Genomic DNA, 23,015 nt, shown 5'->3' with positions numbered 1-23,015 from the left:
CGCGTTCCCCGCCCTTGCTTCGGCTTCGTCATGCCACGGCCCGCTTTTCGGCTTCGCGTGCGGCCTTCCAGTTCCAGGCCAGAAGTTCGTGAAGCTGGTTGGTCTTCGTGGCGCCGCTCACCATGCGATCGAGAACGTCGACGAGATACGCCTCGGGGTCGAGGCCATTCAATTTCGCTGTGTTAAGAAGCGAAGCGAGTATCGCCCAGGTCTCGCCCCCGCCTTCGTCACCACTGAACAACGAGTTCTTTTTTCCGATCGCAATTGGCCTGATCGATCGTTCGACCGTGTTGGTGTCCGGCTCGAGCCGCCCGTCATCCAGGAACGTCGTCAGGCCCTGCCAGCGTTCGAGCATGTAGTCGATCGCCTTGATGAGCGTCGAGCGGCGGGAGATCCCGTCCTTCACCGCGATCAGACGGGCCCTCAACGCCTCCATCAGCGGCTTCGTCTCGGCCTGTCGCGTCGCGCGGCGTTCCCCAGCATCGAGACCGCGGATCCTCTCCTCGATCGCGTAGACGGCCGCAATGCGCTCGATGACCTCCGCGGCGAAGGGTGAGTTCGTCGTCTTGTGCACCCTCACGAAGTTGCGGCGCGCGTGAACGAGACAATACGCCAGCTGGATCTGGCCCGACATCATCGCATCGCCCGCCAGCGAGGCGTAGGCGGCATAGCCGTCGACCTGCAGCACGCCTTCGAAGCCGGCTAACTGCGCCACGATCTCCTTTTTGCCGCGACCACCTGCGAACACGTAGGCGACCGCCGGCGGCGCCGGCCCCTTCCACGCCCGATCGTCCGTCGCGTGCGCCCAGAACTGGCAGATCCTCGTGCGGCCGCGTCCCGGATCGAGCACTGGCATCGGCGTCTCGTCGCAGAACAGCCGCTCGAAGCCGTGCATAGTCTTCAGTTGCAGATCGTAGAGGCCCCTGACCAGCCACGCCGCGCTCCCCATCCAGCGCGCCAGCGTCTGACGGTCGACGACGACACCCTGACCCGCCAGGATCTGCGTCTGGCGATAGAGCGTCGATTGCCAGGCATATTTGGCCGCGGCGATATGCGCGATCAGCGCCGTCGTTGCCATGCCGCCCTCGACGAGCCGCGCCGGTGCCGGGGCCTGGACAATCGGGCCCTCACAGGAGCGGCAGGCGTATTTTGGACGGATCGTGCGGAGCACACGCAGCCACGCGGGAACCCGATCGAGCGCTTCGCTGCTCTCCTCGCCGATCCGATGCATCTGACCCGTGCAGCACGGGCACAGCGTGGACGCCGGCTCGATCACCCGCTCGACCCGAGGCAGATGCGCCGGCAGCGCGCCGATGTTGCGCTTCGCTTTGCGCCGCTCCGGCCGCGGCGCGTCCGGTTTGTCGTCATTGGCCGGGAGCTGTGAGCCGGCGGTCCGTATCAAACGCGATCTGTTCGGCGCAGACGATCGCCGCGCGCTCCGATCGTGCGCCGAAGATCAGGCTCTTCAACGTGGCGATCTCTGCGCGCAGATCATCGTTCTCGCCTTCGAAAGCCAGCACCATCTCGGCAAGAGCCGCAGGGTCAGGGGGGAGATCTTCGGGGCGAAGCGCCATATCGCAGAGCTACACGAACGCACTCGCAATCGCCAGCAAAACAAGACGCTTCAGGCAACCTTCGTCGAGAGCTGGCCCCGCAAATTCGGACAGTAGCTTGAGTGGATTTTCTGCCTGACAGCGGCGAGGATTCTTGCTGCGAATCAGGAGCGAAGATGACGAAGAAGAGCCGCCGGACGCATTCTCCGGCATTCAAGGCGAAGGTTGCTTTGGCTGCGGTCAAAGGCGACAAGACACTGGCGGAGCTGGCGCAGCTGTTTGATGTTCATCCGAACCAGATCACGATCTGGAAAAACCAGCTCCTGGAAGGCGCCGCCGGCGTGTTTGGGCATGACAAGACATCGGCCGAGACGCCGGTCGATTTGAAGGCGTTACATGCCAAGATCGGCGAGCTGGCGTTGGAAAACGATTTTTTGTCCGGCGCGCTCACCAAGGCGGGCCTGCTGAGCGCAAAGCGATGATCGACCGCGATCATGATCTTTCTATCGTGCGCCAGGCGAAGGTCCTGAAGCTGGCTCGCAGCACGGTCTACTATGAACCTCGGCCAGTTTCGGCCGAGGACCTTGCCTTGATGCGTCGGCTCGATGAGCTGCATCTCGATTATCCCTTCGCGGGAGCGCGTATGCTGCGATCGTTGCTGCGGCGGGAGGGCGTATACGCCGGTCGCCGCCACATCGCGACGCTGATGAAGCGCATGCGGATCGAGGCGGTCTATCGTCGCCCGAACACGAGCAAGCCGGCTCCGGGTCACAAGATCTACCCGTACCTGTTGCGCGGATTGAAGATCGAGCGGCCCGACCATGCGTGGGCAATGGACATCACCTACATTCCGATGCGGCGTGGCTTCGTCTATCTCGCGGCGGTCGTCGATGTGTTCAGCCGACGGGTCCTGGCCCATCGCGTCTCGATCACAATGGAGGCGGCCTTCTGCGTCGAAGCGGTCCAGGAGGCGTTGGCGAAGCACGGCAGGCCCGAGATTTTCAACACGGATCAGGGCAGCCAGTTCACCAGCCTCGAGTTCACCGATGTGCTGCTGGACGCGAAGATCGCCATCAGCATGGACGGCAAGGGCGCCTGGCGCGACAACGTGTTTGTCGAGCGGCTCTGGCGCACGGTCAAATACGAAGAAGTTTATCTCCGCGCCTACGACAGCGTGTCCGAGGCGCGAGCGTCAATTGCCAAGTATCTGGCCTTCTACAATCAGGGACGCCCTCACTCGAGCCTTGACGGGCGCACGCCCGACGAGGCTTACTTCGGCACGCAAGCTATGGTGATGGCCGCATGACCGTCGCCGACGGTTTTGTCGTCGCTCTGGTCGGGCTACGCCCTCCCGACGCAACGACAAAACCGTAAAGCCCCGCGTTCAGCATAACCCGGCAGGAATCCACTTAAATCCAGCGGGGCGCTGTCCAAACAACCGGGGCCAGCTCTGTCGGCCGCTTCGTCACCTTCGGGACCACACGCGACCACTCCGCAAGACCTTCAATCAGCATCGCCAGTTGCGCCCCCGTCACCGGCATCGTACCCTCGCGAACAGGTGGCCAGGCAAAGCCCCCATTCTCCAGCCACTTCGTCGCTAGAACCATTCCCGAGCCGTCAAAAACCAGTAGCTTCAAACGATCCGATCGCTTCGATCGGAAGACATAAACGTCACCGCTGTAGGGCTTGCCGCCTAATCCCTCCGCTACCAGCGCGACAAGGCCATGAACGCCTTTACGAAAGTCAATCGGCTGCGTCGCGACGAACACACGGACCATTGGACCGAAAGAGATCATCGCGTCGATCTCACCGCCGCCAGCACGCGCTCCAGCGTCGCGGCGTCGACGCCGACGGGCACGCGCACCGTCGCGCCCGCGATCATCACCTCGATCCGCTCGGCCGGATCCGTCAGAACATGCGCCTTATCGATCGCGTTCGGCTGCGCCTCGACGGCGGCCTCGAGCCTGACTTGCACGAACTGCGGCGCTTCGCTCGACGCGAGCCGCGCCTGGCGCCGCCACACACTGAGCAGTCCCCGGTTCACCCCGTTGCGTCGAGCCACCTCGGAAATGCTCGTCTCCGGATCGGCACTCTCGGCCACGATCCGCGCCTTCTCCGCATCGCTCCAACTGCGCCGTCGCCTCTCCCCTGTGATCACCTCGATCCGCTGATAGGAGGCGGCATTATGCCCGTCTTGATGTCTGTCTTGATGCATGGAACGAGCGTCCCTCGCGTTGTCAAATCCACGCGCGAGTCTCGCTCATCCCGTCCACCTAAACGAGGTGGGGTCGTCGTACCGCTATCGGTCGACGGAGGGCATACCCACTATCCATAGGCAACCGTTATGACTCCATGCCCGTATTGTATTGGCGCCAAGCGGAAGGCCGCACTAGACGATTGTTAGAAGCCATCGCTTGCAGCGGGCAACGCCGCTCGGCAGACGGTCTTGTCGAGTGCTACTGGCCGTGGTCAGCGGTATTGGATGTGGTGGCGGGATGGGTGCTTGGCCGCGGGGGTGCGAGCGCGCGTCCTTTCGGGGGCTGCCGCGATGTTTTACCGGCCAAGGTCGGTGGCGGGACATGACATGGATGATCAGCAAACGACACGTGACTCGGTGAGGGACAGGGATTCGGCAGGTATGTCTTGGTTGTCGACTTGTGCGACACCCGACAGTCGCGTCGGCCTCCTGCGACGTCTCACCGAGGCGGCATTCTTGGCTTGTGTCACGAACGACGTGGTGAGGGCGAGGCGGATCGCGAAGGGGCTTGACGTCATTGCGCCGGGCAGTCGGGAGTGTGTCATGGCTTATGCGGTCGCAGATCTGACGGCAGGCGATATTCCAGCAGCGCTGGAACGACTCGATCCTCTTGCCAAAGCGAATGATGCATATGGGATGGCGTTTCAGGCCCTGGCTCTTGGGCTTACTGGACGCCTAAGCGAACGCGATACTGTGCTCAGGCACCTGCCAAGTGGCGAGCCCTGCCTCGATAGGTTCCACACGGCCTTGCGCCAGACCGCGCCGGCACATACCGCAGGAAAGGACATCTGATGAGCAGCGTAGGTAGTATCCTCTCGCAAGCACGGCCAGCCTTGTTTTCGATGGAGATGCGAGACGCATCGAAAGTGTCGGCTGAATCCGTTGAAGCGTTTCGAGCCGTGCTGGAGCCATCCGTGCCATCGCAGCGAGCTAACGAACCGCTGATCATGGCTGGAGGTGGGCTGACGGAGGAGAGAGGGGGGCCGCTCGCTCCTCGCCTATCCGATGATATCCTCAGTGGTATGGAAAAACTGAGCGCAGGCTTTGCACAATCCATGCAAGGCGTTCGCAGCGCTGCCGAAGGCCTGAACACGGGGAACATTCGCTCGGCTGAGTGGCTCGACGCGCAGGTCGAGCTATCAGCGATGAGCCTGCAGTACGACCTTGTGACCAAGGTGGTTGGGAAGGCGACCCGTACGCTCGAAACTTTCCTGAGCGGCCAATAAGCCACGATGATGCGGGCGTGGTGTCTGTATTGAAGCGGGCGGTGGCGGTTCTGGTGCTATTCACCCTGGCGGGCTGCGGATCGAAGATCGAGCTCTATCGCAACCTTTCAGCGCGCGAGGCTAACGAAATGCTTGCGTTGCTTATGCGACAAGGGATCCACGCGGAGCGGACGACAGACACCGGCGGCACGACCTCGCTCGTGGTGCCAGCAGAAGACGTGCCGCGTGCCATGACTGTGTTGGACAGCGCGGGGTGGCCTCGCGATCATTTCGCCGAAATGGGCACTCTCTTCAAGAAGGACCGGATGATCTCGTCGGACACAGAAGAGCGTGTGCGCTACATTTATGGTGTCACGCAGGAGCTTTCGCAGACTCTGTCCATTATCGACGGCGTGCTCAATGCCCGAGTCCACGCGGTCTTGCCGGAAAGCGCGAGTGACGATCGTAGTCCACCCGCCTCGCCAACTGCAGCGGTGCTCGTCCGTTACAAGCCCGGTGCTCCGATCGATCAGGTCGTGCCGAAGATCAAGGAGCTGGTCGCAAATAGCTTGAGGGGCCTGTCCTATGATCGGGTCTCAGTTGCCCTTGTAGAGGCAAATCAGGACAATACCACGCAGCGTCGGGCGTCAGAACGTAGCGACCCATCGCATCTTTTGATCGGCCTCGTCGGCGGCATGGCGGCATCGTTGATCGGCAATGCAGTGCTCGTCTGTCTCATATGGTGGCGGCGCTTTAACCGTAGGAACGGTATGGCAGCGTCATGAACTTTGGCGAAGCGAACAATCCGACCATGCTCGCAACGAGCTCAGCAACAATCCCGGATGAATGGCTTGATACGCCGTGGGCGGGAGCGATGGTGCGCTGCATCGCCGATCCTGCGGCCGATTTCGATAATACAATAGCGACCGATTGGCCCGAATGGATGCCTCTGGAAATCGCTCAGTCCGACCCGCTTATCCGCGTCAAGCTTGGACGTTGGCTGCTTCGCGGCCAAGGTGGTGAAGCGTCCGCGATTATTTTGGCCGGCAACGCACGACGGGCCCGGCTCGCATTTCTGCCGACGCCCGACGCTGCACGCCTTATCTGCCTCGCTGGAGCTTGGACCGGCGTGTCCAGCCTCATCGGCCTTCTTCGGACGGTCGATGTTGTGGCGGCGCGCGCCGTTCTCGGAGAAGAGGCCTTGGCATTCGTTTCGCATGCCGCACTGCTACCGCGACCGACCGCCGAACTAATGTCCGCGGTCAACGCTTCCGAGATGCCGGCTGGGCCTCGTGCATTCCTCTACCGCGGTGCGGTGATGTTCGGCCTTGCGATAGGCGCCATCCCGCATGGGCTGCGCGCCCGACTACGATTGCGCCGACCTGTAGCGATCTGGATGGTGGTGGCGGACGCCTGCCGTGACGACAGTGCCGGCGAAGATGCCTTTCGTGCGATGCGGCGCCTAGTCCGCAAAAAGATGCCAACATGGTCGCACTGGTTCAACTGACGTCTGGCAGGGTCAGCATCCTCGGCCCAGGGCGGGTCCTGCCGGCGGCAAGCGCACAGACGATCGTGGCCGCAGAGCAACTGCTCACTCAGGCGCGACGCGATGCGGACGCGCTCGTGGATGGTGCGCGCGAAACCGTAGGGATGATCGAGACGGCAGCCAAGGAAGCCGCGCTGATAGCGGCGCAAGCGACCATCGAACAGCGGTTGACCGCGATCGCCGTGGCGTCTCTGCGGATCATGGAGGAGAATCAAGAGCGGATCGTCGACATGGGCCTGCAAATCGCACGTCGGGTGATCGACACCATCGCACCGGATGACGCTACGGTGCAGCTCGCTTTGCACAGCCTGAGATTCACGGGCCATAGCTCCTTCGTCCGCTTACGCGTGGCACCGGCGTATATCGAAACTGTTCGCAGACGATTGAACGAGCTGCTCTTGACGGCGACGTCGCGCGCAGTCGTCGAACTCGTGTCTGATTCGCGCGTCAAAGATGCCGGATGCATCCTTGAAACCGATGCTGGCCTCGTCGACGCCACGATCGAAAGCCAATTAGCGGCGATCGAAGCCGGCCTGCGCAATAACCTAAAGGCCTCCGCAACGTGATTTCCGAGCTACCGACGGCAACCACCGCCATTCATTCTCCGCACGACGACATCGATCGCTTGTTCCAGCGTGCTCGCACGGCGGTGGCGCAGACGTCGACATTGCGTGTCCGCGGCCGAGTCCTTCAAATCGTTGGGACAATCATCCGTGCAACGGCACCTGGCGCCCGCATAGGCGACCTGTGCACGCTCCGCAATCCCGAGAACAACTGCGAATTGTCGGCGGAAGTGATCGGGTTTCAGCACGACATCGCCATTCTGACGCCGCTTGGCAAAATACAGGGACTTTCTACCCTCACCGAGGTGATCCCGATGGGAGAGCCTATGATGGTGCCCGCGGGCTGGAACCTGCTTGGCCGGGTGCTTGACGGTCTCGGCCGCCCTCTCGACACATCCGCGCATGGGCCCTTGCTTCCAGACGCCCGCGTGCCAGTCCAAGGCGAGGCGCCGGGTCCCTTGACCCGGCGCGTCATTGATCGCGTTCTTCCAGTCGGTATACGGGCAATCGATGGTCTTTTGACGTGCGGGGAGGGACAACGCATCGGAATCTTTGCCGCGGCGGGCGGCGGCAAGAGCACGCTGCTGTCGATGCTGGCGCGTAACGCGGCGGTTGACGTGACTGTGACAGCGCTGATTGGCGAGCGTGGCCGAGAGGTGAAGGAGTTCATTGAACACGATCTCGGCTCAGAAGCGCGACGGAGATCAGTTCTTGTCGTTGCGACCTCCGATCGTTCCGCGATGGAGCGGGTGAAGGCGGCCTATGTGGCGACGGCGATCGCAGAATGGTATCGAGATCGGGGACAGCGTGTACTGCTTCTCATGGATTCGGTCACGCGCTTTGCGCGCGCCCAGAGGCAGATTGGTCTGGCGGCCGGCGAACCGGCCACCCTGCGTGGTTTCCCGCCCTCGGTCTTTGCAACTTTGCCGCAGCTCATTGAACGCGCCGGCAACAACGATCGTGGATCGATAACCGCGTTCTACACCGTGCTCGTCGAGGGCGACGACGTCGCCGACCCCCTGGCCGATGAAGCCCGTTCCATCCTGGATGGCCACATTGTGCTCTCGCGCACCTTGGCGATGGCGAACCACTATCCTGCTATCGATATTCTGGCAAGCGTCAGCCGTGTCATGAGCGCTATCGTGTCGTCGCGGCATGAGACGTTAGCAGGTCAGCTGCGGGCGTTGATAGCTAAATACCAAGAGGTGGAACTATTGATACGGGTCGGCGAGTACAAGCAAGGAGCCGATCCGCACGCTGATACGGCTATCGCCAAGATAGAGAACATACGGACCTTCCTGCGACAGACGAGATGTGAACAGATTGGCTTCGACGCAATGCTTCATGAGCTTGCCGCGTGCCTGGCATAATTCCCAAGGCCGTGTATCAATTGCTTCAGTTGAGGGAATTGCGGCGTCGCCGGGCCGACGAGTCTCTACGAGTGCGGCAGTCAGCCCTCGACAAATCCGATGCGGGTATCGAAGCGGCACTGACAGACCTTCGCATATGGCGGCAAGACCGGCCTCGTCTGGAACGCTCGATATACGATTTGCTGATCGGCAAAACCGTCGCTCTCAATGATCTTGAGGAGGCGAAGGCGAAGATGATCTCACTGCACGAACACGAACGGCTGGTCGAACGGCGCCTTGAGGAGGCAATGTCGGAAGCCGAACAAGCCCGGCAGGCACGGGAGGAAGCCTACAACGCCGCGCGTAAGGCATATCGGGGGCTCGAGAAATGCGACAATTTGGTGCGTGCCTTGAAAGCCGGCCCGCTGCAGGAGAAGGATGTCTAATTTATGGATCCAAGGAGCGGGCCGTCTACGGTGCGGGCGCAGCCGTTGTGGAGGGAGCCGGGCCTCAGAAATTCTGTGTAGGAGCGCCTCTGTGCCCCGCGGGTCACTTCAAATTCCTCCGGGTGTGGTCAGTCAAATTCCTCCACCCGCGAGGCAGGACAAGGGACTGTTAGTTTGAGTTTGTTTCCCGGGCAAGAGCTTCAGCGGCTTCTTTGAGCCGATAGCTGCGTCCGTCGAACTCAAGCAGATGGCAATGATGCATAAGGCGATCGAGGATCGTCGTGCTCATAGTGTTGTCCCCAAGGTATGCCCCCCAATCCTGCACGACGCGATTGGAGGTGACGATGACGCTGCGGCGCAGTTTGTAACGCTGATGGATCAGGGTCTGCAGCAAAGTGCCGGCGTCGTCGGGGATGGCGCGTGCGAGGAATAGATCGTCCAGCACGAGGAGATCGCAGTCGATGATGGTTCGCAGCCGGACCTCGCGTTGTGCCGGAGAGTTCAGGGCGTAGCGGTGGAAGAAGTCGTCGGTCTCAAGATACTGGACCTTGTGGCTTTGCAGGATCGCCTGATAGGCAATCGCCTTGGCGATGTGCGACTTCCCGGTGCCAGGTTTGCCAACAAGCAGAGCGTTCTCGCCAGCGGCAATGAACGCCAGGGTGTGGAGCTGGAAGCAGGTCTGACGTGGCAGTTTGGGATTGAAGGACCAGTCGAACTCGGCGAGCGTCAGCTTTTCGTCGAGCCCGGATTGCTGGTATCGCCGCTCGATAAGACGGGACTGACGACGGTCCAGTTCATCCTGCAGGATAAGGGAGAAGGTCTCGAGGAAGGGCTGGTTGGCGCCCTGCGCCTGGAGCACGCGCGTCTGCAGCGTGTCGCGGACACCCGACAGGCGCAGCTGTCGTAGGCAACGCTCAATTTCCGGCATGGTCATCATGTGGCTAGGTCTCCAGTTTAAGGTGAGAAGGTGCAGCGGGAGCGCTCGTGGCGCCGGAGTTGGCCGGGGTTGCGCAGGCGACACGAGCGCGGATTGCCGTGGCGTGATCGTCGTGAGCCTCGGCCTGCCGACCATTGTCGTCGGCGTCGCGCCGCACAGCGCGGCTGAAGAGGTCGCCGTATTCCGCGGGGGTACGGATCAGCGGATGATCCTGGGTGAGCGGCGATGCCGGCTGTGGCGTCACTCCAACCTGCTCGATCGCCTGTTCGAACAACCGCTCGACGGTCGCACGCACGTGCTTGTAGCGGTAGATGCGGTTGTCGATGGCGTGCGCGCAGGCCTGCTCGACCAGCCGCGCCGGATACTTCCGGCCCAGCCCGACAATGCCCCACATCGCGCGCTGTCCGGGGCGCCCTTCGGTGTCGAACACCTGCTGGCACAAGGCCCTGGTCTGCGGTCCGATGCGCTCGGCGCTCGCCAGCAGCACGGCGGTTTGCCGCGACGGGTTGAACGGCCGTTCGCTGGTCGGCAGGACGACAGAACCGGGGTGCGCCATCCGGGAATGAACACGCAGCAGCGCACGGGTGTGGCGATCACGGATCTCGATCGTGGTGGTGTAGATGCGCACGACGACCTGGCTGCCGATCGGCGCGGGCCGCGCGGCGTAATAGCTGTTGTCGACGCGTACGGTGGTGTCGTCGCAGACAGTCCGGACGACTTCGGTGAAGATGCGGAAGGGAGCGACAGGCAGCGGCCGCAGGTGCGGCTTCTCTTCCTGGAACATCGCCTCGACCTGACGGCGCGTGCTGCCGTGGATGCGTTTGGAAGCCCAGTTCTCCTCCCAGTGCCTCAAGAACTCGTTTTGCGCCTCCAGCGTCTCGAAGCGCCGTCCGGCCAGCGCAGTGCCCTGGGTATGTTGAATCGCATTCTCGACGCATCCTTTCCGATTTGGATCGGCCACGTGCGCGTTTCGCGGGATCGTGAGCGCGGATTTCAGGGGATCGTGAGCAGAGATTTCAGACGATCGTGAGCAACGATTTCGCGGGATCGTGAGCAAGGCTTTCGGAGCCTTGCAGCGCTTCGGCCGACAACTCAAGCGGCTTAGGGATGACCTCGTGGTTAACGAGGAAGTCCAATGCCTACCCAGAGATTGTCGATGCGCCGGATCAAGGAAGTCCTTCGGTTAAAACATTTTCAAGGCCTGCCAGAGCGGGCCATCGCGCGGAGCGTGGGCGTCAGCAACGGCGTTGTGCACAGCTACCTGAGCCGCGCCCGCTCTGCTGGGTTGAGCTGGCCGCTTCCGGAGGGAATGACCGATGAAGACCTGGAGCTTTTGCTTTTCCCGGCCCCACGACCAGCGTCTCAGAGCCCGCAGCGGCCGGTGCCCGACTGGAGCTACATCGATAAAGAGCTCCGCCGGCGCAACGTAACCCGTCGCCTGCTCTGGGAGGAGTATCGCGCCGTTAATCCCGACGGTTTCGGGTACACGTGGTTCTGCACTACCTACGAGGCCTGGAAGGGGCGGGTCCGACCTTCGATGCGGCAGATTCATCTGGGCGGCGAGAAGGTGTTCGTGGATTTCGCCGGCGACACCATCGACATCGTCGATCCCCTGACCGGGGAAGTGCAGCCGATGAAGCTGTTCGTCGCGGCGATGGGCGCTTCGAACTACACCTACGCCGAGGCCTGCCCCAGCGAGAGCTTGGCCGACTGGATCCGGGCCCACGTCAACTTGTTCACGTTTTTGAGCGGAACGCCGACGTTCGTGGTCTGCGACAACCTCAAAGCCGCCGTCAGCAACCCCGACCGCTACGATCCCGGCCTCAATCGCACTTATGCCGAGATGGCGAGCCATTACGGCACGGCCATTCTCGCCGCACGGCCGCGGCGCCCAAAAGACAAGGCGAAGGTCGAGGTCGCGGTGCAAATCGCCCAGCGCTGGATTCTGGCCCGGCTGCGCAATCAGCGCTTCTTTTTCCGGGCCGAGCTCAACGCCGCCATCAAGACACTCGTCGACGAACTCAATGCTCGTCAAATGCGTGGCTTCGGCTCAAGCCGCGCCGAACTGTTTGCCGAACTCGACAAACCCAAGCTAACCCCGCTGCCAGATCAGCCTTATGCCTTCGCACGCTGGAAGCGCTGCCGCCTCGCTCCCGATTATCATGTCGAGGTCGACGGCCATTGGTACTCCGCGCCGTATCGTCTGATTGGCGAGCTGGTCGATGCCCGTATCGACGATCGGACGGTCGAGATCTTCCACAAGGGCCAGCGGATCGCCAGCCATGCCCGCGCGCCCAACCGACGCGGACACACCACCATCGCCGACCACATGCCCAGCGCCCATCGCCGCTACGGCAAATGGACCCCCGCCGCGGTGATCGCCGCCGGCGAGCGGATCGGTCCTTCGACAGCAGCGTTTTTCCAGGCCGTGATCGACGCCCGGCCCCATCCAGAACAAGGCTTTCGAACCTGCCTTGGCATTCTGGCGCTCGTCAAAAGCTACGGCGCCGAACGCCTCGACGCAGCCTGCCGGAGGGGCATCCTCATCAAGGCGCGCTCCGTCGCCTCGATTAGATCGATCCTCCAGAACGGCCTCGATCGCACGTTCTTCGACGAATCTTTCGAGCACCAGCCCCTGCGCCACGGCAACATCCGCGGACGCGACTACTTCCACTGAAGCAAGGAGAGACCCGGCATGCTTAACCACCCAACCCACGAACGGCTGATCGAGCTTGGCCTGACCGGAATGGCCAAGGCCTTCGAGGAGCAGCGCCGATCGCCCGATCTCGAAGCCCTGCCGTTCGAAGATCGCATCGGCCTGTTGGTCGACCGCGAAGCCGCCGAACGCGACACCAGGCGGCTCACCACGCGCCTCAAGATCGCCGCACTGCGCCAGACTGCTTGCGTCGAGGACGTCGATCTGCGCACCCCGCGGGGCATCGACCGCGCCGTTTTCGCCAAACTCGTCGAAGGTCGCTGGATCGATCGCCACGAGAATTTGCTCGTCACCGGGGCAACCGGCCTGGGCAAAAGTTGGTTAGCCTGCGCGCTCGGCCACAAGGCCTGCCGCGACAACCGATCAGTCCTCTATCATCGCGTTCCAAGGCTGTTCGAGGCGCTCGCGCTCGCGCGCGGAGACGGACGTTACGCTCGGCTCCTCAAAAGCCTCGGCCGCGCTCAGCTTCTGATTTTGGATGATTGGGGACTATCGGTGCTCACCGCCGCGGAACGCCGCGATCTGCTCGAAATCCTCGAGGACCGCCATGGCCGCGCATCCACCATCGTCACAAGTCAGCTCCCCGTGGACACCTGGCATGGAGCCATTGGGGACCCCACGGTCGCCGACGCCATTCTCGATCGCCTCGTCCACAACGCCCACCGCCTCCAGCTCACCGGAGAAAGCATGCGAAAACGCAGCGCCAAAACCATCACCCTTGACGGCCAACCAGAACACTGACTCTATCTCCCATCGGCCGTAGCGGGCTGCTCACGATCGTCTGAATTCAGTGCTCACGATCGCGCGAAATCGATGCTCACGATCCGTGAAATCCGCAGCCACGCGCGCGGGATCGGCGACCACGGCGTAATGAGCCAGCATCGCGCTGTAAATCGGGTTGAGCTGGGGCTCGTACAAATCCGGCTTGAGGACGCCTTCCTTCAGGTTGTCGAGCACGACATAGCTGGGGACCCCGCCAAAATACCGGAACGCCTCTTCGTGGAGCTGCGCCCAGACTTGTTGGCTGGACTTCCAGACTACCCGCCGGAAGCTGCGCCGCGAGTAGCGTAGCGTCATCACGAACAGGCGAGGACGACGGTACCGCCCGCTCTTCGGATCAACCGTCGGCGCGCCCTCGCCATAGTCGACCTGAGCTTCCTCGCCGGGGAGGAACTCAAGACGATCAAACTGCTCAGGATCAGCGTGCCGCAACCGGCGCACAAACCGCTTGACACTCTGGTAGCTGGACGGAAAGCCAAATTGATCAACCAGGTCCTGGTAAATCGCCTGCGCGTTCCGCTTCAGCCGGACCTGTTCTTCGATCCACGTCCGATGCGCTTCGCAAGCCGAACGGGCCAGGCTGCTGGTGACCGTCGCTTCCGATGTCCCAAAAGCCGGTGGTCGGGGTGGAGGAATTTGGCCGTCCGCGCTCACCGAGCCGGTGGTCACTTCCCCGGGGGAATTTGCCTCCGCACCGGCCCGCAGCGCCTGATAACGCCGGATCGTCTTGCGATCGACACCCGTCAGCCGGTGAATCTCGCGCTGGCTGGTGTTGCGATCAAGTAATGTAAGTACGGTGCTTTGCAGATGTCGCTTCAAGACGTTCAACTCCCCGGCCCCTTGCTGGCTAAAGGGGTCGAACATAAACGTCCTGCCTGACCGGCTACTGCTGTTCAGCGGCGCTGACGGCGATCATCAGGTGGGGGAGTTTCAAGTGACCATACCCGGGGGATTTTGACCGACCCACGGGGCCTCTGTGAGAAGTTTGCGAAGCTGTCCGATGCCGGCAGGATCCAGAGTCTGTCCTGTGTATGCATCAGTGGAGCCGCTAGCGCCTCAAAACTTGACTTAACATCTGCATAGGCAGCCTCTTTCAAGGCGGCATCCATGGGGGCGATCTCGTTGTATGCGGTCAAAGCCTTGGCGTGATCCTGGTACAGCGGCATTTGAGCCTCGTTGGTCCAGCCAAGGCCGAGATGGTGGAAATGATTAGCGGGAACAGTAACTCGGCTTTTATCGAGCTCTCGAACAAAATCCGCCGACCAGTCGTGGATGGTATACGATTCAATCTTGTCCATCATCGAGCGCCAGCGGGTGACACGCTCCTCAAGCGGCATGTGGGTCGCCTTCGAAAAAGCGGCTGCGATCTCTTCGGGGTGGTTCGGATCCACCAGCAGCGCCTCGTCTTCGTTGAAATCCTCAGCCGCGCCGGCAAACTTGGATAGGATCAGCACGCCGGGATCCTCCGGGTCTTGTGTGGCAACATATTCTTTCGCCACAAGATTCATGCCGTCGCGCAGCGGCGTCACGACGCCAACATGGGCTGCGCGGTAAAGCCGCGCGAGCGCAGCCTGGCTGAACGAGTCATTCTTGTAGTGGATCGGCTGCCACTTCTCGGTGCCATGTTCGTTATTGACACGGTTGATCTCGGTCTCCACGTCGTCTTTATATTTCTGGTATTGTTCGACGTCAGCGCGTGAAGAGGGCGTGATCTGCAACAGCGAGATACTGCGCGGCGGCTCGGCCGCTAAAACCTGATTGAAGGCTTCGACCCGTTTGTCGATACCCTTCGTGTAGTCGAGCCGGTCGACGCCGATCGCAAACTTCGCGCCCTCGAAGTTTTGCAATAATGACGAGACTTTTTCATGCTCTGCGGGAGAAAGGTCTGCCGCAAGATACTCTGCGAACTGCTTGGGATCGATACCGATTGGGAACTTTTGAAGTCGCGTCTGGCCGCGTTCCGTTGTCACGACGCCATTCTTGCTCTCCAGTTCAAAATGGGTTTGCAGACAGGCCGCGAAATTGTTCAAATCCCGGTTCGTCTGGAAGCCGAGCAGGTCGTATTTAAGCATCGACGTCATCTGTTCGCGATGATTGGGCACACGCTCTATCATGTCGGGCGAGGGCCAGGGCGTGTGAAGGAAGAAGCCGGTTGGCCGCTCAATGCCTAGGTCATGCAGATTGGCCCCGAGCGGAATCAGATGATAGTCATGCACCCAGAATGCGTCCCGATCGCGTACGTCGAAGACGGCACGCGCAATAAACCCGTTGGTCCTTTGATAGCTGTCATAATCGTCCGAGCCCGACATGCGCTCGGGCAGGGAGTGCAACGCTGGCCACAGCGTCGAATTCGAAAAACCTCGATAGTAGCCAGGATAGTCCGCGGCCGGCAGATCGAGCCTGGCCACAAAACCCGCTCCAGTTTCCACCAGTGGCAGGGGGCGCTCGGTCCCGTCGCCCCGGTTATCCGAGGAACCGACCCAGACCGCCCCGGACCGTTGCACGACCGGCTCAAGGGCCGCGGCAAGGCCGCCGGTCTGGGGTTTACTGGGGTCGAAGGGCGCAACGCGGTTCGAAATGACGACAAGCTTCAAATCAGGTTGCTGGTTAACCACATCAGCCACCCCGCCCGAGGCAATAGAATGGGCAGGACGTGCACCGCCTGGTTCATCCAGCTTCGGCGATATCTCGTCCGGCTGCTGGTCAAAGGCGTGCTGGTTTATGGTTTCATCTTGCTGCGCAGCGCCCGATGTACTGCTGTAAGCCAACGTTGCCGTGTCGAGAGCATTATGAATTCGAATCATCCCAAAACTCCGTTCGTCGCTGTTTGCGTTTGATTCAGTCGCAGATCGGCTCCGAGCGATATCCCCACGACGCCAGGGTGGCGGAGCTAGCCCGTCTTATTCGCGAGAGGGCGCCTGAGAGGCTGGCGAGCGTGGTGTAAAGCGCTGATGCGGCGTAGGATTCGGTTGCGAAGCCAACCCCATCACCTCCAACCGCGAACGCCACGCCCGCCATGACCGACGTTACGATTCCGCCCTTCTCGTTTCCAGCCGTTCACGCCAAGAAAGTCACAGCTGCCTTCGATGGCCCACAAGCGGAACATTCAATCGTATGTCTTGCATCTTCATCTCCTAATTGATGGCGATCTATGCCGAGCAACGCAAAATTGCATGCCGAACGGTTAATCGCAATATCAAGTCCGCCCACAACATCGTTGCTTCCGGTCCGAGGCACAGCAGGCGGAGGTCGGGACCTCGGCGCCCCGCACTTTACCTACTTGGCTCGGCAGAGCGCACTCGTGCCAAATGCTCGGTGATCGCCGAAGCGACGGCGCGCCGAATGGCGACGCAGTCACACACCTGAGATATTCAACGGTTAAAGTGACAATAACTGCCATGGAGAGTCGTTGTGGCATGTGCTTTCTCTCAGTGGCTCAGCCACTACTCCAGTACAATGAAGCTGGACGATGTTGGTCACTTCGCTCGGGAACGAACGCTGATTGTGCACGACATCGTCTGCACATTCATCCATCCATGTGGAGACCGGCATGATCTGGCCGCTGTGCTGCTCGACGCAGGCCTGCTTTCGACGGCAGCCGAGCATGACTTGGTTGGACTTGCATTGTCCCGAAACCTCGAGAACTTCCTGCTTGGTGCGCCGCTGTTCTTCGTCAATCCGTTGAGTCAACACCTTATCTTGGGTCAGAAGTTCGAGTTTGCGCAGATCGCTCCCCCGACCTTTGCGCCGTTGCTGGATGCCTTGGCGGTGCAGGCTAAAGCTTGGCGAGACGGGCGGAGCGCGACATGATCACAGGCATTTCACGTGTGGTGGATAGCGCAGCTGCGGCTGAGACTCAGCGCGCAGGTGACCTAACGGCTGTGCGGGTTTGGGATCGCGACAGCACCAGCGGGCCGCCCACGCTGACAGATAACCAGCGAGCGGAGCAAGAAAACGCATCTGAACAACTTTCGATGGCTTGTGAGCTTGCCAGTACGGGGACATTGCACTCGGGAAACTCACTCGTGGAAGAGGATGCTGCTGGGTACGCCGAGCCTCTGCTTGAGGACAGCGTATCGCCGCGACCTGATGCGGACGCAGGGACGGAGCAACGTGCTCTCCCTGCTGGCCGCGCCCGATGGTGGCGTCGGACGGCCACGCTGGTGGCCGCGAATGGAGCGCTGGGGGCGTTCGAGACCTTTGCGGGTCGCCTCGTACAGGGGGCGGTGCAGGTGCTTTCCGGTCGCCCGGAACAGCCACAACAGGTCAGCGATACGGCGATGGCAGCACATGCTGCGGTCAACATGGCGATGGGATTGATCGCGGGTGCAAGAGCGGGCGTGCACACATGGCGGGCGACCGATAATTGGGAGGCTTATCGCAGAGGATTTCAGGGAGAGCGGTCGGCGCCATCAGCGGCCCTCGCGACGGCGGGAACTCCCGACGTGCCCGCAAGCCAGCTGACACGTCTGTTGCCCAGTCTGGCGGCAGCCGCTATGACCTTCGGCTTCGCTGCGCACACGGGCGTGAATGCTTTTGGGCACCTTCGAAGCTCATCGCATAGCAAGGTCGATGCCTACAAAGCGGTGGTTCAATCCAACGCCAACACAGCTTACTGCTACACCCGTGAGGTCGCAAACTTCGTGGCTTATGCCTTCCAGCTTGTTTCGCACGATGCCCTGCTGAACCTGCGGGGAGCAGCAGCCAGTTGCGCGCAATCCGGCGTCAACTCCCTAATACAACAGGCAATACAGGGAGAATTGAATGGTCGTGGCCAAGCCGGGGGCTTCGATCTCCGCTGGCCAGCCATCTCCGCTGCGGCCGAGGCCCTCGACGTTGCCGTTACTTGCGCATCTGCTCGTCTTGCCGAGCCCGACAGGCCCGTGACAATTTGGCGTGGTCGTCGAGCCGAGGAGACCTCGGCCGAGGAAGAACCGCCGTCAAGGCTCACTGTCGTTGACGCAATCGACCGGGTGACACAACGCGCCGTTGGTCGGCAGCTGGTTGGAGAACTCTCTCAGGTCGTCCCTCAGGAGCTGCATCATCCAGAGATTGGACCAGTGTTTGCTACGGGAACGCATGTGCGCGAGCTGGCCTGGCAAGCCGAACGCGCTAGTCGTGGCAGTGGCGCCAGTACGGCCCCTAGCCCGTCCTATTCGTGAGAGTGCGGCTTTTGGGCCCGATTGATGCGGCCGCACATCTTGTCTGACGAGGCGCACAGGATTGCCTTCGGCTTTTCGCCGCCTGACGACCGGTACTTTGCAACGCGCTTGAGGGATGGGTTGGGCGAACGGGGGCGGACGCCCCGCCGGTCAAGGACCGAGCGGCAGCAGCGCGCCGGGCAAGCCGCAGATCAGGTCGGCTTCGGGACATGCCGCGGCAAACGCAAGGCTAATGCGGCTCGTGGTCTCGACGACACGGGCGGCGATTTTCAAGAGCCGAAGACGCAGCGTCGCGAACTCGGCAGCGGCCAATTCCCGGGCTTTGGGAATGGCGTCGCGCACGGTCAGCATCAGCCAATAAGCGGCCGTATGGAGCAGCTGACTAGCCTTGACCGGGATGCCGTCCACCTCGGGTCTGGCGCACACGTACGATGCGTCGGTAAAGGGCGGAAGGAGCGGACCACTCCGCTGACCACACTCGCTCGGTGTGCACGCCAGGCATGGCTCAAGGAACCGTTGCGGAAAGGAGCAACAGCGTTGTTCCCGAACGTGCACGGGGGCAGGCTCAGTGCCGATAGCGTCCAGTCCCCTGCTGGGAAAGCATGTTCGTGTCGCTCACAAGAGTTGCCCGTCTTTGAAGGCCAAGAGCGTGTCACCGCACGTGCTGAGGCACAGCGCTGCGATGGAACTGCTGCAAGCCGGCGTCGACTGCTCCGTGATCGCGCTGTGGCTCGGTCATGAATCGGTCGAGACCACGCAGACGTACCTGCACGCCCACCTCGCGCTCAAGGAAGCTGCCCTGGCGAAGCTCAAGCCGTACGAGCGCGGCAAGCGAACCCGCTTCCAGCCGAACGACCGCCTACTCGCCTTCCTCGAGGCGCTCTGAACGACCAGACTCTGCCGAAAGGAATGGGGCTGCCCTGCACGCGATCGACGCGTGCCAGCGTGACAACGGCGTGCCGTACCAAATCCGTTCGGCATAGTTCGGCGGGCGGCATAAAGCTGCAAGCTGAACGGCATCAATCCGGAGGCCTATCTCGCCGACCTGATAGCCGCGTCAGCGACCACGCAGCCAATCGCATCGACGAGCTTCTTCCCTGGAACTGGCGCGCCCCATCCGACGCCAGACTGGCGGCCTGACCGTGGCTGCGATCACCCGGGTTTACACCCTCCCGCTCGCTGCCGAAATGCTCGGCGAGGACGCCGAACTGCTGTGGGAGGTCTATGTCGACCTGGAGCCGGAAGACAGTTGCCTCTGGGTCTACGGGCCCGACGATCAGCAGATCCCCGCCTTCACTGACTTCGGCCTCGAAAGCCTGACCGACTTCATCCGCGAGCACAAAACCAATCGCGGCCGCGGCGAGAAGGGCGGCGAACAAAAGCCCGGGTCATGACCGGGCGCTTACGGTATTGAAGATCTCAGGCCGGCCGAAGCGCGCCAAGGCCTCTTCGAGCGCGGACACGCAGAACGATGTGTCCATCGTGTTCGACAGGCGTCAGGCCAGCACCGCACGCTCTCAGCCGCATGTGTGAGTGAGCTCCGAAACTCGCACTGGTTCCCTACTCATTTAAACCGGCCATTGGACGCTGAGCATGTTGTTCCTGGAAGGCATAGCGTCATCAGCTGGCTCCATATCGAAATTGTATTGGTGCTCGGTCGATCGTGGGTACATGGAGAGCGGATACTACTCCCTTGAGCGGCTACCTGCCTTTCTCCTAGGAACTCGGTTCCGACAAATACGATGTGTGGAGACGTACGCCCAGTGAAAACTATTGTTGTGGTTCGCCAAGTCGGGGTGATGGTGAATGGTGTGTCCTGCCGAGCGCTTCAACGCGGCTGAGCCAGGTGCCCCAGTCCCACAGCGGTCACACTTAGCAGAGGAAGTTAGATGCAACTGGCGACAAGAGCTGCGATGCCGTCCATCCAACCACGTGGTCGTTCAATTCCGGTGGCGGCCCAGGTGCCGGAGCACGCGCGTACCGGGGGCAACGCTTGGTCCTCGCATCTGATCGAGGAGGCGACCCTAGACGCCTGCGAAGGGTCCGATCGCGCCCCCGGTTGCAAGGTTTTCGACTATGACCTGCATGATCTGGCCGAAAACGATAGCGCCGCGTCTTTACCCTTGATCGCCAGCTCGTTCATCGGTGCCAGGCCCCCCCCTGTACAGCGTCGGCGAGCGCCCGAAGAGCTGTCACGATCGGTTGAACTCGCCGAGTTGACCAGGGGGATCGCCGAGCACGCTCTGGTCAGCCGAGACTATGCCGGCAATACGGGGGTGCACGTCACGCTAAACCGCAAATTGTTCGGCGATGCGTTTGTTATCGTCAGTTGCCAGCATGACACCCTAAGGGTTTGCATCGAATCCGAGCGGCTTTGGCCTATCCTGCAGGTACATGGCCATGCATTTGCGCGCGATTTGTCTGATCAGCTTAAAATGCGCATCGTGATGGCCCTCTTCGCCTACAGCTCAACGTTGGACGAACAAGGCAGCAACCGGCGATCTCGCGGATTTGAGACACTGCTCTACTACAAAGCTGAGAAGGGCGCGTGATCGATCTGCCCTGCTATGACCCACGTGAGGCTGCCGCCGTTTCGCGTCTTGCTACACGTCTGCCAGTCCCCTTCAACATCGCTGGCATCGACGTGGAAGCTGTCATGCCAGGCTGGACAACTCCGCGCCTACCAGCAGATTACTGCCGGGCTGTGATGCGCCCACGCGGCCACAGGATTCGCGTCGCAGTTGACTCGACGCTCCTTCCGGCGGTGGCTGTACAACATTGGCCGGAAATTGCCGCATTGCCTCCGGGGGACGGCCTGCGAGAAATCCTGTTCGACATTGTCTTCCGAGATCTTGCGATCAAGGTGGAACAATGGTGTGGACATCGGCCGACTTGGTCTTCGGCCGAAACCACTGAAGTGTTTCTGTACGCATTTGAGATTCTTCGCTTGGAGCGTCCAAACGACGTCGTTGGGCTGGTGGAATTCGATGGCAGCGGGCTGCAATGGATCGCCGACTGCTGCTCTGCGCTTCCGGTCGCATGCGCCGCGCTCGATGATCTGCCCGTTTGTCTCGTTCTGCTGGTCGAGCGCATCAGCCTTATTTCGACGGATCTGCATCAACTCGCGTTAGGTGACGTCATCCTGCTGGATACCACCCCGGTCGGCAATGACGGCATCATAACTGTTCTCCTATGCCTCTCTGGCGATCCTTGCTTTCGCGCCTCGATCTGCAATGGCCGCCTTACCGTCCTTTCAGCTGTGGACTGTATGATGGACAGACCGGATCTGCTTCCACCGGAAACCTTCGACAGCATTGATCTTCCCGTTGATGTGGATGCTGGGCGCCTGACAATGCCCCTCAGGCAGCTTCGCGAATTGGCAATCGGCCAGGTGCTGGATCTTGGTTTTGATGCCACGACCAATATCAGCTTGCGCGTCAATGGCCAGATCGTTGCAACCGGCGAACTGGTGCGCATCGCCGAGCGAACGGGTGTGCGCGTGCTTGACTTGCGATTAGCCCGAGCAGAACGATGACGGGGCTGCCTGATCCCGCGACGCTGATCGTCCTACTCGCCGCCATTGCGATCGCCCCTTTCGTTGCGATTACCGTCACCTCTTACGTGAAGCTCGTCGTCGTCTTTGGGCTCATTCGCAATGCTCTCGGCGTTCAGAACATTCCGCCGAACATGGCGCTGAATGCGATCGCAATCCTGCTCTCGGCCTACATCATGCAGCCAGTGGCTAAAGCTGCGTATGAAGCCGTGCGGGACAAGCCAATCGCATCCCAAGATCTCCGCGAATTAGAGACAATGGTAACGCTAGCTACTGAGCCAGTTCGCAACTTTCTTTTGAAGAATGCGTCGCAACGGGAACGGAAATTCTACGTCAATGCGGCTCGGGGATTGTGGAGCAAGGAGGACGCCGCCGCCATAATGGGCAACGAATTCATGATTTTGATTCCGGCCTTCATCACATCCGAACTGGAAGACGCGTTCAAGATCGGCTTCTTATTGTTTCTGCCGTTTATCGTCATCGATCTCGTCGTGTCGAACATCCTTTTGGCAATGGGCATGATGATGGTTTCGCCAATGACCATATCCTTGCCATTCAAGCTATTCTTGTTCGTTGCCGTGAATGGGTGGCAGCGCCTCATTCATGGCCTCATCTTCTCCTACGCAGGAGCAGCACCATGAATACCGCCACACTCACCAACATCGCCATTGGCGCGCTCAAACTGACACTTATCCTCTCGATGCCTACAGTCCTCGTCGCTACAGGCGTCGGATTGATCGTCAGTGTGGTGCAAGCTCTGACCCAAGTTCAGGAGCAGGCACTCTCCTTCGCGGTGAAGCTGATATGCGTGAGCCTGACACTGGCCGCCACCGCGAATTGGTTTGGTGAACTTAGCCGGTATACGGCGAGCATCTTCGATCAAATCGCCCGGATATAAGTTTGAAGGCCCCAGGGGCCCGGTCGATTGCCTCTCTTCGCCCGCGCGGC

21 protein-coding genes and 6 pseudogenes are annotated in these 23,015 nt (G+C 61.2%); 19 read left to right on the top strand and 8 right to left on the bottom strand.

The features are described 5' to 3' along the window. Positions 1-28: 28 nt before the first annotated feature. Positions 29-1,574: pseudogene (tnpC, locus tag ACFLEY_RS47825) on the bottom strand (IS66 family transposase). A 155-nt stretch (positions 1,575-1,729) separates the two neighbouring features. Here tnpC and ACFLEY_RS47820 point away from each other — a divergent pair. Further along, positions 1,730-2,859, top strand: a protein-coding gene (locus ACFLEY_RS47820) for an IS3-like element ISRj2 family transposase (protein ID WP_085967151.1) whose coding sequence is annotated in 2 segments (ribosomal slippage) — positions 1,730-1,982 and positions 1,982-2,859 — 1,131 coding nt in all. Because the reading frame shifts where the segments join, the coding sequence is not laid out codon by codon here. A gap of 103 nt (positions 2,860-2,962) precedes the next feature. Here ACFLEY_RS47820 and tnpB read toward each other — a convergent pair. Then, positions 2,963-3,349: an IS66 family insertion sequence element accessory protein TnpB gene (gene tnpB / locus ACFLEY_RS47815; RefSeq protein ID WP_028154242.1), complete on the bottom strand. Its 387-nt coding sequence runs from the start codon at positions 3,347-3,349 to the stop codon at positions 2,963-2,965. Next, entirely contained in the window at positions 3,346-3,654 is a 309-nt protein-coding gene (locus ACFLEY_RS47810) for a transposase (RefSeq protein WP_373565448.1), read from the bottom strand. The genes tnpB and ACFLEY_RS47810 overlap by 4 nt, the downstream gene beginning before the upstream one ends. Positions 3,655-4,353: 699 nt before the next feature. On the opposite strand from ACFLEY_RS47810, the gene ACFLEY_RS47805 reads away from it, so the two are divergent. The 7 genes from ACFLEY_RS47805 to ACFLEY_RS47775 all read left to right on the top strand — a co-directional run bounded on the left by ACFLEY_RS47805 (position 4,354) and on the right by ACFLEY_RS47775 (position 8,919). Beyond that, a complete protein-coding gene (locus ACFLEY_RS47805; protein WP_129557672.1) occupies positions 4,354-4,602 on the top strand; it encodes a hypothetical protein in 249 nt (82 codons plus the stop codon). Next, a complete protein-coding gene (locus ACFLEY_RS47800) occupies positions 4,602-5,036 on the top strand; it encodes an EscI/YscI/HrpB family type III secretion system inner rod protein (RefSeq protein ID WP_080586868.1) in 435 nt (144 codons plus the stop codon). Before ACFLEY_RS47805 ends, ACFLEY_RS47800 begins: the two co-directional genes overlap by 1 nt. A gap of 41 nt (positions 5,037-5,077) precedes the next feature. Continuing rightward, on the top strand, positions 5,078-5,800 hold the full coding sequence (gene sctJ, locus ACFLEY_RS47795) for a type III secretion system inner membrane ring lipoprotein SctJ (RefSeq protein ID WP_157790553.1): 723 nt from the start codon (positions 5,078-5,080) through the stop codon (positions 5,798-5,800). Then, on the top strand, positions 5,797-6,522 hold the full coding sequence (locus ACFLEY_RS47790; RefSeq protein WP_028154240.1) for a hypothetical protein: 726 nt from the start codon (positions 5,797-5,799) through the stop codon (positions 6,520-6,522). The genes sctJ and ACFLEY_RS47790 overlap by 4 nt, the downstream gene beginning before the upstream one ends. Next, positions 6,501-7,127, top strand: a complete 627-nt coding sequence (locus ACFLEY_RS47785; RefSeq protein ID WP_028154239.1) for a FliH/SctL family protein — start codon at positions 6,501-6,503, stop codon at positions 7,125-7,127. Before ACFLEY_RS47790 ends, ACFLEY_RS47785 begins: the two co-directional genes overlap by 22 nt. Before the next feature lie 50 nt (positions 7,128-7,177). After that, positions 7,178-8,494 (top strand): type III secretion system ATPase SctN, encoded by a 1,317-nt coding sequence (gene sctN / locus ACFLEY_RS47780; RefSeq protein ID WP_028154238.1) that lies wholly within the window; start codon positions 7,178-7,180, stop codon positions 8,492-8,494. Positions 8,495-8,565: 71 nt separating this feature from the next. Further along, positions 8,566-8,919 (top strand): YscO family type III secretion system apparatus protein, encoded by a 354-nt coding sequence (locus ACFLEY_RS47775; RefSeq protein WP_028154237.1) that lies wholly within the window; start codon positions 8,566-8,568, stop codon positions 8,917-8,919. Positions 8,920-9,088: 169 nt separating this feature from the next. On the opposite strand, the gene istB (ACFLEY_RS47770) is transcribed toward ACFLEY_RS47775, so the two are convergent. After that, positions 9,089-9,856, bottom strand: a complete 768-nt coding sequence (istB, locus tag ACFLEY_RS47770; RefSeq protein WP_038952109.1) for an IS21-like element IS1631 family helper ATPase IstB — start codon at positions 9,854-9,856, stop codon at positions 9,089-9,091. A gap of 4 nt (positions 9,857-9,860) precedes the next feature. Beyond that, positions 9,861-10,823, bottom strand: a pseudogene (gene istA, locus ACFLEY_RS47765) (IS21-like element IS1631 family transposase); the annotation flags it as partial. A 168-nt stretch (positions 10,824-10,991) separates the two neighbouring features. Between istA (ACFLEY_RS47765) and istA (ACFLEY_RS47760) the strand changes: the two are divergent. Next, positions 10,992-12,533 carry an IS21-like element ISFK1 family transposase gene (gene istA, locus ACFLEY_RS47760; protein WP_060913155.1) on the top strand — a complete coding sequence of 514 codons (1,542 nt, stop codon included), beginning with the start codon at positions 10,992-10,994 and terminating at the stop codon, positions 12,531-12,533. Positions 12,534-12,551: 18 nt separating this feature from the next. Then, positions 12,552-13,313: an IS21-like element ISFK1 family helper ATPase IstB gene (istB, locus tag ACFLEY_RS47755; protein ID WP_011090937.1), complete on the top strand. Its 762-nt coding sequence runs from the start codon at positions 12,552-12,554 to the stop codon at positions 13,311-13,313. Between the two features lie 96 nt (positions 13,314-13,409). Here the strand turns inward: istB (ACFLEY_RS47755) and istA (ACFLEY_RS47750) are convergent. Together istA (ACFLEY_RS47750) and ACFLEY_RS47745 are read right to left on the bottom strand one after the other, a co-directional pair. After that, a pseudogene (gene istA / locus ACFLEY_RS47750) lies at positions 13,410-14,216 on the bottom strand (IS21-like element IS1631 family transposase); the annotation flags it as partial. 29 nt (positions 14,217-14,245) lie between these two features. Then, positions 14,246-16,156: a trehalose-6-phosphate synthase gene (locus ACFLEY_RS47745; protein WP_193376138.1), complete on the bottom strand. Its 1,911-nt coding sequence runs from the start codon at positions 16,154-16,156 to the stop codon at positions 14,246-14,248. A gap of 652 nt (positions 16,157-16,808) precedes the next feature. On the opposite strand from ACFLEY_RS47745, the gene ACFLEY_RS47740 reads away from it, so the two are divergent. Together ACFLEY_RS47740 and ACFLEY_RS47735 are read left to right on the top strand one after the other, a co-directional pair. Continuing rightward, on the top strand, positions 16,809-17,162 hold the full coding sequence (locus ACFLEY_RS47740; protein WP_028154582.1) for a hypothetical protein: 354 nt from the start codon (positions 16,809-16,811) through the stop codon (positions 17,160-17,162). Next, positions 17,159-18,514, top strand: coding sequence for a hypothetical protein (locus ACFLEY_RS47735; RefSeq protein ID WP_129557674.1), 1,356 nt, complete (start codon positions 17,159-17,161; stop codon positions 18,512-18,514). The genes ACFLEY_RS47740 and ACFLEY_RS47735 overlap by 4 nt, the downstream gene beginning before the upstream one ends. Before the next feature lie 150 nt (positions 18,515-18,664). On the opposite strand, the pseudogene ACFLEY_RS47730 reads toward ACFLEY_RS47735, so the two are convergent. Beyond that, a pseudogene (locus tag ACFLEY_RS47730) lies at positions 18,665-18,892 on the bottom strand (transposase); the annotation flags it as partial. Here ACFLEY_RS47730 and ACFLEY_RS47725 point away from each other — a divergent pair. The 7 genes and pseudogenes from ACFLEY_RS47725 to sctS all read left to right on the top strand — a co-directional run. Beyond that, positions 18,881-19,400, top strand: a pseudogene (locus tag ACFLEY_RS47725) (tyrosine-type recombinase/integrase); the annotation flags it as partial. The pseudogenes ACFLEY_RS47730 and ACFLEY_RS47725 overlap by 12 nt on opposite strands. A gap of 114 nt (positions 19,401-19,514) precedes the next feature. Further along, positions 19,515-19,654, top strand: a pseudogene (locus ACFLEY_RS47720) (transposase domain-containing protein); the annotation flags it as partial. 2 nt (positions 19,655-19,656) lie between these two features. Continuing rightward, on the top strand, positions 19,657-19,908 hold the full coding sequence (locus ACFLEY_RS47715; RefSeq protein ID WP_232674852.1) for a hypothetical protein: 252 nt from the start codon (positions 19,657-19,659) through the stop codon (positions 19,906-19,908). Positions 19,909-20,403: 495 nt separating this feature from the next. Continuing rightward, positions 20,404-21,066: a hypothetical protein gene (locus tag ACFLEY_RS47710; protein ID WP_129557675.1), complete on the top strand. Its 663-nt coding sequence runs from the start codon at positions 20,404-20,406 to the stop codon at positions 21,064-21,066. Next, the gene (locus tag ACFLEY_RS47705) at positions 21,063-22,049 is read left to right on the top strand and encodes a FliM/FliN family flagellar motor switch protein (RefSeq protein ID WP_080587060.1); all 987 of its coding nucleotides are present in this window, start codon (positions 21,063-21,065) and stop codon (positions 22,047-22,049) included. Before ACFLEY_RS47710 ends, ACFLEY_RS47705 begins: the two co-directional genes overlap by 4 nt. Beyond that, a complete protein-coding gene (gene sctR, locus ACFLEY_RS47700; protein ID WP_028154234.1) occupies positions 22,046-22,708 on the top strand; it encodes a type III secretion system export apparatus subunit SctR in 663 nt (220 codons plus the stop codon). The genes ACFLEY_RS47705 and sctR overlap by 4 nt, the downstream gene beginning before the upstream one ends. Then, positions 22,705-22,965, top strand: a complete 261-nt coding sequence (gene sctS, locus ACFLEY_RS47695; protein ID WP_028154235.1) for a type III secretion system export apparatus subunit SctS — start codon at positions 22,705-22,707, stop codon at positions 22,963-22,965. The genes sctR and sctS overlap by 4 nt, the downstream gene beginning before the upstream one ends. Positions 22,966-23,015: the final 50 nt, after the last annotated feature.

This window comes from Bradyrhizobium sp. YCK136 (assembly GCF_044570075.1).
GTDB classification, from domain to species: domain Bacteria; phylum Pseudomonadota; class Alphaproteobacteria; order Rhizobiales; family Xanthobacteraceae; genus Bradyrhizobium; species Bradyrhizobium diazoefficiens.
The sequence above is the reverse complement of the archived record's forward strand: the minus strand, read 5'-3'. Positions and strand labels throughout refer to the sequence as shown.

Coding starts and splice junctions, on each gene's coding strand:
- tnpB (WP_028154242.1), bottom strand. CDS start 3,349: ATGATCTCTTTCGGTCCAATGGTCCGTGTGTTCGTCGCGACGCAGCCG.
- ACFLEY_RS47805 (WP_129557672.1), top strand. CDS start 4,354: ATGGCTTATGCGGTCGCAGATCTGACGGCAGGCGATATTCCAGCAGCG.
- ACFLEY_RS47800 (WP_080586868.1), top strand. CDS start 4,602: ATGAGCAGCGTAGGTAGTATCCTCTCGCAAGCACGGCCAGCCTTGTTT.
- ACFLEY_RS47790 (WP_028154240.1), top strand. CDS start 5,797: ATGAACTTTGGCGAAGCGAACAATCCGACCATGCTCGCAACGAGCTCA.
- ACFLEY_RS47785 (WP_028154239.1), top strand. CDS start 6,501: ATGGTCGCACTGGTTCAACTGACGTCTGGCAGGGTCAGCATCCTCGGC.
- istB (WP_038952109.1), bottom strand. CDS start 9,856: ATGATGACCATGCCGGAAATTGAGCGTTGCCTACGACAGCTGCGCCTG.
- istA (WP_060913155.1), top strand. CDS start 10,992: ATGCCTACCCAGAGATTGTCGATGCGCCGGATCAAGGAAGTCCTTCGG.
- istB (WP_011090937.1), top strand. CDS start 12,552: ATGCTTAACCACCCAACCCACGAACGGCTGATCGAGCTTGGCCTGACC.
- ACFLEY_RS47745 (WP_193376138.1), bottom strand. CDS start 16,156: ATGATTCGAATTCATAATGCTCTCGACACGGCAACGTTGGCTTACAGC.
- ACFLEY_RS47740 (WP_028154582.1), top strand. CDS start 16,809: ATGAAGCTGGACGATGTTGGTCACTTCGCTCGGGAACGAACGCTGATT.
- ACFLEY_RS47735 (WP_129557674.1), top strand. CDS start 17,159: ATGATCACAGGCATTTCACGTGTGGTGGATAGCGCAGCTGCGGCTGAG.
- ACFLEY_RS47710 (WP_129557675.1), top strand. CDS start 20,404: ATGCAACTGGCGACAAGAGCTGCGATGCCGTCCATCCAACCACGTGGT.
- sctR (WP_028154234.1), top strand. CDS start 22,046: ATGACGGGGCTGCCTGATCCCGCGACGCTGATCGTCCTACTCGCCGCC.
- sctS (WP_028154235.1), top strand. CDS start 22,705: ATGAATACCGCCACACTCACCAACATCGCCATTGGCGCGCTCAAACTG.